12 protein-coding genes are annotated in these 13,832 nt (G+C 34.2%); 4 read left to right on the top strand and 8 right to left on the bottom strand.

What is annotated here, in order from left to right:
* The first annotated feature begins 7 nt into the window (after positions 1–7).
* The 3 genes from CES88_RS10880 to CES88_RS10870 are packed head-to-tail and all read left to right on the top strand — an operon-like array spanning position 8 to position 2,835.
* The gene (locus CES88_RS10880) at positions 8–721 is read left to right on the top strand and encodes a flagellar motor protein MotB (RefSeq protein WP_290734253.1); all 714 of its coding nucleotides are present in this window, start codon (positions 8–10) and stop codon (positions 719–721) included.
* Complete coding sequence (locus CES88_RS10875; protein WP_290734251.1) at positions 714–1,277, top strand: hypothetical protein; 564 nt, start codon at positions 714–716, stop codon at positions 1,275–1,277. Before CES88_RS10880 ends, CES88_RS10875 begins: the two co-directional genes overlap by 8 nt.
* Positions 1,270–2,835, top strand: a complete 1,566-nt coding sequence (locus tag CES88_RS10870; RefSeq protein WP_290734249.1) for a hypothetical protein — start codon at positions 1,270–1,272, stop codon at positions 2,833–2,835. The genes CES88_RS10875 and CES88_RS10870 overlap by 8 nt, the downstream gene beginning before the upstream one ends.
* Positions 2,836–2,847: 12 nt before the next feature.
* Here CES88_RS10870 and CES88_RS10865 read toward each other — a convergent pair whose 3' ends face one another.
* The 7 genes from CES88_RS10865 to CES88_RS10835 all read right to left on the bottom strand — a co-directional run bounded on the left by CES88_RS10865 (position 2,848) and on the right by CES88_RS10835 (position 11,370).
* The gene (locus tag CES88_RS10865) at positions 2,848–5,142 is read right to left on the bottom strand and encodes a hypothetical protein (RefSeq protein ID WP_290734247.1); all 2,295 of its coding nucleotides are present in this window, start codon (positions 5,140–5,142) and stop codon (positions 2,848–2,850) included.
* A gap of 110 nt (positions 5,143–5,252) precedes the next feature.
* Positions 5,253–5,855, bottom strand: a complete 603-nt coding sequence (locus tag CES88_RS10860) for a hypothetical protein (RefSeq protein ID WP_290734245.1) — start codon at positions 5,853–5,855, stop codon at positions 5,253–5,255.
* Between the two features lie 52 nt (positions 5,856–5,907).
* Positions 5,908–8,097, bottom strand: a complete 2,190-nt coding sequence (locus CES88_RS10855) for a bifunctional (p)ppGpp synthetase/guanosine-3',5'-bis(diphosphate) 3'-pyrophosphohydrolase (RefSeq protein WP_290734243.1) — start codon at positions 8,095–8,097, stop codon at positions 5,908–5,910.
* Between the two features lie 13 nt (positions 8,098–8,110).
* Positions 8,111–8,677 carry a guanylate kinase gene (gene gmk / locus CES88_RS10850; protein WP_290734241.1) on the bottom strand — a complete coding sequence of 189 codons (567 nt, stop codon included), beginning with the start codon at positions 8,675–8,677 and terminating at the stop codon, positions 8,111–8,113.
* Between the two features lie 2 nt (positions 8,678–8,679).
* Positions 8,680–9,552 carry a YicC/YloC family endoribonuclease gene (locus CES88_RS10845; protein ID WP_290734239.1) on the bottom strand — a complete coding sequence of 291 codons (873 nt, stop codon included), beginning with the start codon at positions 9,550–9,552 and terminating at the stop codon, positions 8,680–8,682.
* A 9-nt stretch (positions 9,553–9,561) separates the two neighbouring features.
* Positions 9,562–10,542 carry an acetyl-CoA carboxylase carboxyltransferase subunit alpha gene (locus CES88_RS10840; RefSeq protein WP_290734237.1) on the bottom strand — a complete coding sequence of 327 codons (981 nt, stop codon included), beginning with the start codon at positions 10,540–10,542 and terminating at the stop codon, positions 9,562–9,564.
* A 165-nt stretch (positions 10,543–10,707) separates the two neighbouring features.
* Entirely contained in the window at positions 10,708–11,370 is a 663-nt protein-coding gene (locus CES88_RS10835; protein WP_290734234.1) for a hypothetical protein, read from the bottom strand.
* Positions 11,371–11,568: 198 nt separating this feature from the next.
* On the opposite strand from CES88_RS10835, the gene CES88_RS10830 reads away from it, so the two are divergent.
* Positions 11,569–12,450, top strand: coding sequence for a hypothetical protein (locus CES88_RS10830; RefSeq protein ID WP_290734232.1), 882 nt, complete (start codon positions 11,569–11,571; stop codon positions 12,448–12,450).
* Positions 12,451–12,453: 3 nt separating this feature from the next.
* Here the strand turns inward: CES88_RS10830 and CES88_RS10825 are convergent, their stop codons facing one another.
* Entirely contained in the window at positions 12,454–13,695 is a 1,242-nt protein-coding gene (locus CES88_RS10825) for a sigma 54-interacting transcriptional regulator (protein ID WP_290734230.1), read from the bottom strand.
* Between the last annotated feature and the right edge of the window lie 137 nt (positions 13,696–13,832).

Raw genomic sequence — 13,832 nt, 5'->3', positions numbered from 1 at the left:
GAAAGATATGCAAGATTTTCAAGAAGAACAAGCTGAAGATGATAGTTCAGGTTGGCTAGTAAGTTACGCCGACATGATGACACTTATTGCGTGTTTCTTTATACTCATGATGGCCTTTGCTAATTTCGATCCCGTAGGCTTTAATCAAAAAGCAGAGGAGCTATCAAAAAGTTTCAACAAGGGAAAGTGGAAAAGCTCTGACATTAAGCTCAATGAAATCAATGAGGAAATTGCTCGCCACCCTACACTTAAAAAAATGTCTAAAATAACTTTAAATAATTCTGAACTTGCAATTACTTTTTCAGGAAGTGTTTTATTTCCAGAGGGGCAAACAAAACTTCCAAAAGAACTTGTAGATTCTTTAGATACGCTCGTCGATATCATCAGAACTAAGAATGCGAACTATCAAGTTATCATTGAAGGACATAGTGATCCATTTGAGCATAGAAAGAACAAGAGTGTTACTTCCTCTTGGGAACTTGCGGCCATAAGAGCAAGTAAAGTCTTAGAAAGATTTGAATACCTAGGTTTCTCTGCAAAGAATTTAGTAGCAATCTCAAAAGGTGAATCAAAACCTGTGGCAGAGAATACTGACGACAAAGGTCAACCAATCATGAGGAATATTCTTCAAAACAGAAGAGTTGTAATAAAAGTGGCTAAACCAGTTAATGAAGGACAGAAGAAAATAAAATTAGGTCTTGGAGTCTACTTAGATGAATAGCTCCATATTTAAGATAATAAAATTCTTCAGTATTTTTTCAATTTTTATTGTCTTAGCTATTCTATATGAACTAAATTTCAACGACATCAATAATCCAAAAGAATTAAAGCTTTTTAAGAGTGGAAACACAGAAAGTCTTTGCCAACTGAATAATGAGACAGAACTTTATTGCTTTCAAAAGAAAATTGGTAATATTTTTTCAGAAGCCACCCCTATCATGATTTATCATATTATCAATACAAACAATGAAATCATGAATAGATCAACAAGAATAAGCGGAGAGGTAGAATCGAATTTTTATCAGTACACAAAGAACTGGAATTTAATTCTTGATAATTTAAATTCTTTTTATCTTCAAACTGATCGTCTTCACTTCTTTCAAGTTACTATACTTCCTATCATTAAATACTCATTACAAAGAGATCTTACTTCTTCTCAAAACAAAGTAATGAGGTATAAGAATGAAACAAATGAGACCCTTTCAACACAAACAAAGAAAGAAATAAATAAATTCCTAACCTATAAAATTAGTTTAACAAGGGCCAAAAATGAGTAATACAGAGATCTCAGAAAATCAAGATGTTATTAAAGACCCTAATCTTTCGAGTACTGACTATCTCGTAGATCAAATCACAAAATTAAATAATTTAATTGACTCAGGTCTTATTAAAAACCTTTCGATGCTTGATGAATTACGAGAATTGAGTAAACTGTCTTCTCTCGACAATCTTGAGAAGTTAAACAACTTGCAATCCCTTTCTCAACTTACGCAATTAGAAAGCTTATCGAAGCTCACAAAACTTGATAACTTAAAAGATTTAACTAATCTAGAATATTTGAGCTCCTTAGATAAGCTTGACCTTTTAAAGAATCTTGAACTTGTAAATAGACATTTTGAAAGTAATGTATCAAAACTTAAAGAGCTAGATAACTTAAAATCACTAGATAGACTAGACTCTCTCTCTAAGCTTGAAAAGTTAGAGATCCTTTCTAAACTTGATAACCTAACCTCATTAAATAAGCTTGATGAACTTAAATCTCTTAACAAGTTAGATGATCTTACAGAATTAAAGAAACTAGAAAACTTAAAAGAACTAGACCGCCTGGACTCCTTCTTACAAATCCTAAAGGAAAAAGGTAATGACCTACAAAATCTTCAAAAGCTAGACTTACTTAATAATCTAGAAAAATTAGATCATCTTGAATCCCTAAATCAACTACGAGGACTAGATAATTTAAAAGACCTACAATATCTAGATCGACTAGAGAATTTATCAAATTTAGACAAGATTGATGGGTTAAAAGAATTAGGAGAATTATCAAAACTTGATCACCTATCTAAACTTGAAAGTCTTAATAAACTTGAAAATCTTGCCAGCTTGGAATACTTAAGCAAAATTAACAAACTTGAGACAATGTCTACAGATGGAACTCTCAACCAACTAAACAAGCTTGATAAGATTGACATTCTCAATACCCAAAAGAAGAAAATTGTCTTCACGGCCTTCCTCTCCTCCTTTTTAGATTTCATAAAGATAGGCGCGATTGTGGTATTACTTCTCTTTGTCATCTTAAAAACAAATAGAGAAGACTCAAGGCTCTCATTGCTACAGAATATTGCAATGAATGAATCTGATGCCTTAGCAATTACATTTCCGCTACTTCGAAATTCTCTTACAGTTAAAAACTTTTCAAACTTATTTGAAAAAACTCTTACTATTTACAAGAATAAAATTGATAGATACTGGATTCCTCGAAATCTCACTGGAGAAAAACTAGACATCATGCACACAATTTGGAACATTAACTTTAAAGATGGAAGCTACGACCTAACTTCGGAAGTACAAAGTCACTGGAACTATTTAAGAGATGACGCCAAAACCTATCTTGACTCAGAAGCAAAGAAAATCAACAAGAACACAACAGAGAATGAAAAAGAAATGGTTGATCTAAGACGACTTAAAAACTTAGTATTCTCCAAGAGGTGCGAGGAATCTTTTAAATTATCAAAAAGTTTTAGACCAAATCACGAGTGGAAAACCTATATTATAACTTCTCAACTCTTATCTCTTGACTGCCTAAGAGGGATAGACAAGCTTCCAAAGGACCTTTAAAAGGTCCTTTTTTTAACATATTCCAGATTTTCTTCTAATCACTTTCTGAGGTCCACGAGACTCTATCAAGTCAGCAAGCTCTCTCTCTTTTCGCTCTAATTCTCTTCTAAGCTCGCCATTATTTTTTTCAAGCTTAGAAGTATCGTTATTCCTAGAGGTCTTTGTCTTCTCAACAGCGAGATAAACATCAATTTCAGCAAGCTCTTCTCTCACTTTCTTATTCTTAATTTCAAGCTCTTGCTTTCTTAAGTTATTAGCTTCACTTTCTTCTGTAAGATTTTTAAACTCTCTCTTTTTCCTTGCTAGAGATTTATTCATTTCAGAATAAACTTTGGCATTAGCTTCATTTTCGGCAAGGACAGCATTGTTTCGCTCTTGCAACTCAACAATAGTGTCATTTGCAGTCACTACAACTTTCCGAGTCCTCGAAAGAAGCTTATCTAGAGACGTCTTTCGCTCTTGAGCCTTTTCAAACATTCTCTTCTTTTCTACATAGATATTCTTTATATTTTTATATTTTCCAGCTTCTCTCTCCACACTTTTCTCAAGTGCGACTAAGTCCTTCTCAACTTTACCGTAATTCTCTTCCATCTCTTTAAGGCTAATTTCTGTTGAACAATGATCTCTCTTCATTCTTTTCAACTCATTCTCTTTCAACTTAATTTCTTCTTCTGCCCCATTAGTCCTTTGCTGTAAGCATTCAACATCAGCTTTTCTCTCTTCAATACTATTTTTAATCATATCAACAGAATAAACTGAAGAATTCAATTCATCACAAGTTCTTTCATATTCCTCTTGAAAAGCATTCCTTTGCTCTTCTATTGATTTTAATGATGACTTAAGTTCAGCGATCTCTATTTCATAAATAGTTATATCTTTCTGATTCTTTGATTTTTGAGCTCTCTCTTCTTCATAGCTCGCCGTAACACTATGAACTTTTGTCTCCAATGATATTTTAGTATTTCTCAGTGAATCTAACTTCCCCTCTAATAGAATATTCTCCTGCTCTAAGCTTTCAATCGCTCTAGAGGTCTTCAAGCCCCTTACTTCCATCTTCTCTAATGATTGCTTCTCTTTTTCTATTTTCGATCTAGCGCAATCCTTAATTTTACGAAGGTCAATCAAGAGTTTTTCATTTTCCTCATACTTTTCAAGCTTAGAATTATATATCTCCTGAGTATTTTCAACTTCACTTAAAACTTTAGAAGATTCTTCCTTCAGTACCCTAATGAATTTATCTTGATCATTTATTTTGGAAACTAACAACGTCTTGGCATTCTCAACTTCTTCAAGCTCTTTTCGTTTTTTTCTAAGATCATTATTAACTTTAACTCCGTCAGCTTTCAACCCTTCAAGCTCAACCTGAAGCTGTGACAGTTCACTATTTTTTTCTTCGACTATTTTTTTCACATCATCTAGTTTTTCTCTATCCGCTCTTAGAGTCTCTCTTCTTTCTTCAAGATCATTTTTATTTTTTAAATATTCGCTCTTTAAATTTTCTTCTTTCTTACTTTGGTTTGAAATCAATTCTAAACAATCTTCAATCTCCACCTCAACCTTCAAAGCGTCGATTTTGATTGCTTTTAAATCACTGGAGACTTTCTCTTGTGATTCGATAATTCTTTCAAGATCAAGCTTGGCTTCTACTGACTGATCCTCTATTTCTTCATACCGACTTTCAAGAGATGCTAATTCCTTTTCAATTTCAGATAGGTATAGATTCTGAGCTTCTCTTTCTTTTCTTTTCACTTCCAGTATTGTTCTTTTCTGTTCGAAGCGACTTTCTACTTTATTAAAAGTCTCTCTTGCAAAATTGCTATCTTTTTGAATGGTTAAAGAATGCTTTTCAAGCTCTTTTGTTTCTTCTTCGATAGTTTTAATATTGCTCTCAAGTTGTCTTTTTAAATCTAAAAGATCTGATCTTTCATTAGTTATTTTTTTAATTTCATTTTCAACATTAGCCTTTTCTCGAATGAGCTCAGCTTCTCTACTGCTTAAGGTTCTTGAACTTTCTTTCTCTACTTCCAGCTTTTTATTTTCAACAATTAGTTGATCAAATACTCTATTTACCTTTCCTTCTAAACTAAAGTTTGCTTCTCTTAAATTATTATTACTCGTAAGTAATTTATTGATTTCTTCCCTGAGAGATACAATATCACTAGAAATAGCTCTATACGTTTCAGTTAGTCTATCCTTTCCCTGTAGGCCAACCACTCTCCGTTGAGCTTCTTTCTCCCTCGAGTCAAGGTGAGACTTCATAATTGAATCGAGACATTTCTTAGCTACAATAATTTTTATACTTTTCATTTCTTCTCTCAAGAAAACGAGTTTATACACAAGGAAAAATCCTCTATTTATTTTCTCATTTCATGCTGTAAAAAAACAGTACGGGCAATATTTATCGGGTATAAAGGAGGCTATAATCCAGGAACAGGAGGAAGGAAACTTAAGACATTTTGCTCTTCATCCTCATCAATAACAAGCATCAGTTTCTGTACGGACTTCTCTTCTTTTACTAGTTTCAAACTAATATTATTCTTTTCATCAGTTATTTTTCTTTTTCTATTTCGAAGCGATATGATAGATGCACTCAAGTCCTTGTGCTGATTTTCAAGCAATCTTAAACTACTTTCTTTCTTAGATCTAGTGGCCTCAAGAACAATAAGTTCTTTCTGATAATCTTGATTAACTTTTTCAAGATTTATATAACTTTCTTTAATTTTATCAAATTTGAATTGCAAAATTTCAATTTGCTCTTTATTTTCTTGAATTTTATTCTTAAGCTTCATTGAGTATGCTAGTTCTTTTTCTCTAATTTCTTCAAGTTGGCTAATATCACTACTCAACCCTTCAATAGTCTCTTCCTGGACACTAATTGCTGATTCTTTTACTAGAGATTCATTTGCCGTTTTAGATAATCCTTCTTCCAAACTAGAGTTTGGAAGAGTTGCAAAGAGCTCTCTTCCTCGAAGTTTTCTTTTAGATATTTTTAATGAATTTGGATTATCAACATTTTCCATAGAAATATTCTACATGAAAACGATAAGGAATTATCTCCGGAAAATTCTTCTCTTATACCCTATCCACAGAAATCACTTCTTCCACAGATTCTACACAATTAATTGTTTTTATTAATTCAGAAAAGTCTCTTACCTCTACTTCAAAGATAAAGCTACCCTTCCTGTCAGGTAATGATTTAGCCAAAGCTGATCTAATATTGACACCTATATTATTAATATTCTTAGAGATTTGAGATAGTATCCCCGGCTTGTCATGAGTTATCACTCTGATATTTACAGGATGTTTAAATGAAAACTCTGAATTCCACTCAACTTGGACACTTCTTCCGATTTCTGCAGAGTCAACTCTATTACACTTAGTCGTGTGAACAGTGATCCCTCTACCCCTAGTAATATATCCAGTGATTGGATCACCTGGAATTGGATTACAACAACGGGCCATTCTCACCATGACATCGTTCATGCCATCGACAATGACAGCATTATCTTTATTAGATTTCTTTCTAGCTGTTTTTGAAAGCTTTTGAGAGAAGCTATCAATTTCATCTAGCTCACTAATTGCTTTATCGTCTTCATTTTTCTTTAAAGAAGGAAACTCTTCAACAACTTGCTTGGCCGTAAACTTACCTGCCCCAACATTTATAATCAGATCGTCTTCATTTGAAACACCTAGAGACTTTAAAACTTTTGATACTTCATTAAGTTTAAAAGCATTCTTCATCGATGTTCCCACAACTCTGAAGGCCTTTTCTAAGATCTCTTTTCCAACTTCTTTATTCTTATCTCTTTCAACTTTTAATAACCACTGCTTAATCTTCTGTTTTGCTTTTGAAGACTTAACAACATTAATCCAATCTTTATTTGGTGTTTGAGACTTACTCGTTAGAATTTCAACAGTATCACCAGACTTAAGAGTATAGCGAAGAGGAACCATTCGGCTATTAACCTTAGCTCCTACGCACTTATGCCCAATTTCAGTGTGAACAGCGTAAGCAAAATCAAGTGGAGTTGCCCCATATCTTAATTCACGTACATCTCCGTCAGGAGTAAAAACAAAGACCCCACCGACATCTAGATCATTCTTAATAACGTCCATGAAGTCGTCATTATTATCGACACTTGAATTGAATTCTAAGAGCTCTTGAACCCAATCAAGCTTCTTAGCGAAGGCATTCTTTCCTTCTTTATACTTCCAGTGAGCAGCAATACCTCTTTCAGCAATTTCATCCATCTCTTGAGTTCTAATTTGAATCTCAATCCTCTCGGCCTTTGGCCCAATCACAGTAGTATGAAGTGATTGGTAATTATTTACTTTTGGAATAGCTATGTAGTCTTTAAATCTACCTGGAATTGGCGTGAAAGAAGAATGGATAATACCAAGAGACTTGTAGCACTCAGTGATATTTCCAACAATTAATCTAAAAGCAAGGACATCTTGAATTTGTTCAAAATCCACTCCCCTTGCATTCATTTTCTTATAGATAGAATAGAAGTGCTTTGAGCGTCCCTTAACATCACTTTTTACTGAGTATTCTAGAAGTTTTTCTTTAATTACATCAATTGTTTCTCTGATGTAGATATCTCTTTCAGACTTCTTCATCGCAACTTTTTCAGCGAGACGATAGTAAATCTCAGGCTTCATAAACCTAAGGCAGAGATCTTCAAGCTCACCCTTTACAGAGTTAATACCTAAACGACTTGCAAGAGGAACATAGATTTCCAACGTTTCTGTTGCAATCTTTCTTTGCTTCTCATCAGAAACATATTGAAGAGTTCTCATATTATGCATTCTATCCGAAAGTTTTACGATAATAACTCGTAAGTCTTTCGCCATAGCGACAACCATCTTACGAAAGTTTTCAGCTTGAGACTCTTCTTTAGTTTTAAATTTGATTTTTGAAATTTTTGTAAGACCTACAACAATTTGAGCGATCTCAGGAGAGAATTCTTTCTCTATTTCCTCTGGTGTCACATCACAATCTTCTACGACATCGTGTAAAAGACCTGCAATAACACTTTCCATATCCATTCTAAGCTTAACAAGTGTTCCAGCAACATTAAGTGGATGAATGATATACTCTTCTCCAGAGCTTCTCATTTGTCCCTTGTGTGATTTCTCAGCAAAGTAATAAGCTTTCTTAAGTAAAGCAAAGTCAGCATCAGGATAATAGGCTTCCATCCTCTTTGCTAATTCATCAATATTTAAGTCTCTTTCATGTGAGAAGTCTAAGCGGTGAAACATTTGTTTTAGTACCTTATGAATTTAATATTTTTGTAATCGTATTTTTAAGATCTTCGAATGCCACATCGAGTTCTTCGTTTTTTACACAGAAGTCGTAATCATCTTTTCTAAGAACTTCTCTCTTTGCATTTTCAAGTCTGAGATTAATAACACCAGTACTATCTGTTCCTCGTCCACGTAACCTTTTTTCAAGCTCCAAAATAGATGGTGGCGCAATAAAGATAATCTGCGCCCTATCTCCAAAATAGGCTTTAAAGGAATCGGCCCCTTGAACATCAAGATCAAACAAGAGCTTCTTTCCTTTCTCAAGTTCCCCTTCCACAAATTTCTTAGAGGTCCCGTAGTAATTAGAATGAACCTTGGCCCACTCCAAAAACTCATTATCATCTTTCATTTTTAAAAAAGTTTTCTCATCAATAAAATTATAAGCAACACCATTCTCTTCACCTTCTCGTATTCCACGAGTGGTATAAGAGACAGACTCTAATAATTCAGAAAATTCTGCTTTAACTTTTTTAATTAAAGTAGATTTTCCAGTTCCCGAAGGTGCAACAATAACAATAATCTTACCAATACTCATACTTACTCTAAATTTAAGCCCTGTTCTCTAATTTTTTCTAATTGTACTTTCATCTGAACGACATTATCAGAGATTTCCTTTAGAGAAGATTTTGAACCTATGGTATTTGTTTCCCTATTCAGCTCCTGAATAAGAAAATCAAGCTGTCTTCCAATCTCTCCGCCATTAACCAAAATAGAATCTAACTTCTCAAGGTGAGCCGCAATTCTATTTATTTCCTCATGAACATCCATTTTCTCTAAATAATAAACGACTTCCTGAAGAAATCTTGGTTCATCAACTCCTAGCTCTTCTGAAAAGTCCTGAAACCTCTTTCTAAGCCTCTCTTCGACATTCTCCTGAAAAGTATCAGCTAGACCGACAATCACAGAATAATGCTTCTCAAATTGTTCCTTGTGAGACTTGATGACTTTTAACATCTTATCTCCCTCAGATAATCTAGATTCCTTAAGAGACTCCATTGCATTAACAAAGGCCGTTCTCGCTAGATCAAAACTCTCTTCACTAGAGTCATCTAGATCCTTATAAAAATCTTGTCTTAGAAACTCGCTCGGAGAAATAGCTAAATCCAACCCCTGATTCTTCACTATTTTTGAAATTTTCCCAAGAAAAAGAGAAACCTTCTCCTCATCAATATCATCAAACTTGGTTTTTCCTTCGGCCTTTTTGTAATTGATATAAATATCAAAGCTTCCACGTTTAAAAACTTCTGTCAGCCTATTCTTTAAATCAATTTCAATCGGAGCAAAGAGAGATGACATCTTAAAACGCAAATCTTTAAATCGGTGATTCACACTCTTTATCTCAGCAGTGATAACCCAATCGTCACCACTTGCCTCACCTTTTCCAAATCCTGTCATTGACTGAATGGCCACGCTAGCTCCCTATTGAACTTGAGTAATTGTCTGATTACCCATTTTTCTAAATTTTTCAAATCTCTGCTCTAATAACTTTTCAGTACTTACTTTCGATAGTGCCTTTAGTTCTTTAGAAATAGACTTCTTAACCATTTCAAATGCTGCCGTCTTGTCTTTATGGGCACCACCGATTGGCTCTTCAATTACTGAATCAACAACTTCAAGCTCTAATGCTTTTGAAGGGACGAGCTTTAAAGAGTTCGCCGCCTCTTCTGCTTTCTTTGGATCTGCCCAAAGAATTGAAGCGCATGACTCTGGTGAAATTACTGAATAAATTGAGTACTCCATCATCATCACTTTATCTGCAATGGCGATTCCAAGAGCTCCGCCCGATCCACCTTCACCAATGACAACTGAAACAATTGGAGATTTTATATCAAACATTTCTGCTAGGTTTTCTGCGATAGCACAGGCCTGACCTCTTTCTTCAGCGCCTATACCTGGATAAGCGCCTGGAGTATCAATGAATGTCACAATAGGAATTCCAAATCTACCTGCCGTTTGCATAATTCGAAGGGCCTTTCTATAACCTTCCGGTCTTGGCATTCCAAAATTATGGTGAACCTTTTCTTTTGTCTTTCTACCCTTTTCAATTCCAACAATGGCAACTTGCCTACCATCAATTCGACCAAAGCCTGTAATGATGGCTGGATCGTCGGCGAAATGTCTATCACCGCAAAGTTCTTTAAAGTCCTCAACCATCTCACTGATATAATCAATTGTATGGGGACGATTTGGGTGTCTTGAAAGTTGCACTCTCTCCCAAGGACTCAGGTTGGCATAAATATCTTTAATGAGCGTACTTACTTTCTTTTGGAGTGCCTTGATCTCTTTGCTAATATCAATTTCGGGACGAAGAGAAGCTTCCTGTAATTCTTTAATTTGATTTTCTAAATCTCTTACAGGTTTTTCAAATTCTAATGTGTAATTATTGAGTAAATCACTCATATTCTACCTCACCAACTTGTTTGAATAATTCTATGTATTTGACCGTTATTTTTGGTTCCCAATCTTAGGAAAATTCGAGGCATTTGGAAAGTTTAGAGCAAAAAAAAGAGGCCCAAAGCCTCTTTAATATTATACGCATTGCGCATTCAAATTTCACTTAAATAACTATTCGAGAATCCAACCACTTACAACACCATTTTCGAAGTAAATTTGCTTCACATGGCTACCATCATAGAATGACCAGCGCTCATTTTCGTAGCGTGGATCTCCGGCCACATCAACTTGCATTGGACGTCCCCAAATTTTCATAATGTCATTCTTATTCATTCCCATATCGACTTTCGTAGTCTTTGTTCTTCTAAATCCAAAATCGTGACTCGCTGGCGAGCGACTGTCTTTTTGATAGGCAGTAAAGAACTTAGTTCTCAAATACTCACCTCTGTCGTGCTTAGAAAGATTTAGGTAATAAGCTTTTTCAGAGTCTGTTTCTAACTTATCTCTGATACTTACATATTGAGTGTACTCCTCATCTGTCATAGCATTAACTTTTCTTGTTAGCTCTTTACTCAGCAAAGTCTTTTCTTGAATCTCTTCTTTTGTGAGACCATCTAATGGAGTTCTCTTCATAATCTCTGCTCTAGTTCGATGAGCTCTACCACTATCACCAGCCGTTACATTAAAGTCTTCACCTGCGACCCAAAAAGAATCCGACTCTCTATCCATTTCATCGATAAAACTCCTGCTTGTAAGAAGTTCTGCACATCCAGAGAGGTTGAGTAAAAGAGAAATAACAAGTATTGATTTTATCGCCCACATAATTCGATCCATATCTAAAGTTATCTAAGTATTCAAAACTCTGAATACATATCACTCATCGGATTTCAGGGGGCAGATCTAAGTATTTTGACCTATAAATCCCTAGGGGGAATTTTCTTTCAGTAACCGACTATAACAGTCTGCCATATAAGAAAATAAAGACCCTAAAAGTAATTGAAAATATACCGATAGGTACCTAAGGAGGCTTCTTTGAAATTTTGGATCAAAATAGAAGCATTTTTAAATACAATTATAGAACAGATTCTTTCTGCTCTAGGCAGAGCTATTTCAAAAATAACACCAAATAAAATTAAGAAAACTATTGGCTCAGGACAAGACCAATTTATTAAAACAAGAGACAATGCAAAGAAGTCAATTGGCCACCAAGGTGCAAAAGCGATAACAAGCGCAGTCATTGTAAAAGATAAAACTCTTAAAACTGCAAATAAAATTCAAAATAAAAGTGTAGAAATTATTATTAAGGCAAAAGAAGTAGACTATAGAAGAGTTGAATATGGAAAACTGCTTTTAAGCGCTCTTCTTATTTTCTCTCCTATTATTTTAAAACTTAAGACGTGGTTAATAAATCTAAGTCCAAAGTTTATCCTAGGTTCAACTTTTGCTTTAACTGCAGTGACTCTATCATCAATAACAATATACAAGGAAAGTCAGAAGATCTCCGAGAAAGCTAGCGATAGCTCAATGAGAGAACCTGCGTCTCAAGTAGAAAATGCAACAGAAGTAAGTAAGAGAAAAGGGTATTACAAATTAGATGAGAAACGCTTCAGTATTAATCATGTCATCATGCCCGTTTATATCGGAAACTCTACCAATTTAAAAACCCTGAGTATTGACCTTACCTTCATTAGTTCTAATAAATATATTAAAAGTTATTTTGAAAATAATAGACACTTAATAAAAGATAAACTCAACACCACCATTGAACCTCTCATCCCAGAATTTCCACTTGAGATTGAAGGAAAGTTAATTATAAAAGAAAAAATCAAATATGAACTTAATCAATTGATTCAAGACCTAGGAATAAAGGGAGAGATCAAAGAAGTTCATATCAATTCAATTCTTGCGGGTTAAAATTTACCCAGCCTTTCTCAGAACATTCTTCACTGTATTTATTGAAACATCTAATTTCTTTGCAGCAACTCGGTAGTCCCCATTCACACGTGTAAAGACTTTATTAAAGTAGTTTAACTTCAATTCTCTATAAGTAATGTATTCTTCAGTAAGATCATCTGTTAAAGTAAAAGGTGATAATATTAAGGACTCATCTAAAGAATCATAATCCAGCTTTCGTCCATTAGTCATGACAACTTTCTTTTCTAAATGCCCTAGAAGTTGTCGAATATTACCTGGCCATTCGAGGTTTAGGTAGAAGTTAGTAAGCCTCTTTGAAATAACACAGTCCTTATCTTGTTCAAATTTTTTCAAGAGTTCTCCAACTCTCTGCTTGTCTCTTCTAAGAGGTTGTATTTTTTTTACGGCTCCACTTGAAACTCTAAAGAACATATCTTTTCTAAATTCTCCCTTTCCAACCATTTCCTCTAAAGATCTTCCTGAGGCAAAAATAATTCTAACATCCGTTGAAGTCTCCTTGTGATCTCCTACGCTTCTAAATTTCTTAGAATCTAAAAAGAGTAATAACTTTGTTTGTATATCCAAAGGAAGGGAGTCCACTTCATCGAGAAATAATGTTCCATAATCTGCTTCTTTCAATGCACCAGTCTTATTATTAACGGCTCCAGTAAAGGACCCTTTTACATGTCCAAATATTTCAGACTCGATAAGGTTCTTTGAAAATGATGATAAATTTAAATGAACAAAAGCTCCAAGGCGACCACTCTCTTCATGAATCTTCTTCGCTAGAAATGATTTTCCTGTCCCAGTCTCTCCTTCTAAGAGTATATTGAGGTTGGAATTTATTACTCTTTGGCAAACTCCATAATTAGATTCAAAAACTTTATTTGCGCAATTAAATTCAAGTCTATTGTGTGCGATATCTACTTTATCTCCATTTGTAACAATCGCGCTAAGAACAATATTTCCATTAAGTCTAAAAGGAACATCATTTAAACTTTCTAAGACATAGTAACTATCACCTTCCGAACTTTTCCATTTTAAAGATAAATCAATTCTGTCATTTTCCAAGGTTGGTAACTGAATAATGAAATGCTCTTGGCTAAATAGATCGTTTTTAGACTTTATAATCTTATATTCTGTTCTATTGAGAATGATTTCTTTGCTTATTCCATAAAGGGGCTTAAGCATAAATTTAGAGTGATACTTTGAGCTTTCCTGTAAATCTTGACTAAAATCCTTCATAATGACTCCTTTTATCCTAATATCGAGAACTTTTTTCAACCCTGCCATTTCCATATTTTGTGCCATACTATATAAAGTCATTTCAATAAATTAGATTAAAGGCCGGTTCAATAAATAAACCACCTGGAAGGAATAAA

The sequence above is a fragment of the Halobacteriovorax sp. JY17 genome, from assembly GCF_002753895.1.
Taxonomy (GTDB): Bacteria; Bdellovibrionota; Bacteriovoracia; order Bacteriovoracales; family Bacteriovoracaceae; genus Halobacteriovorax.
Note: the sequence above shows the minus strand (reverse complement) of the source record. Positions and strands in the feature narration are given on the sequence as shown.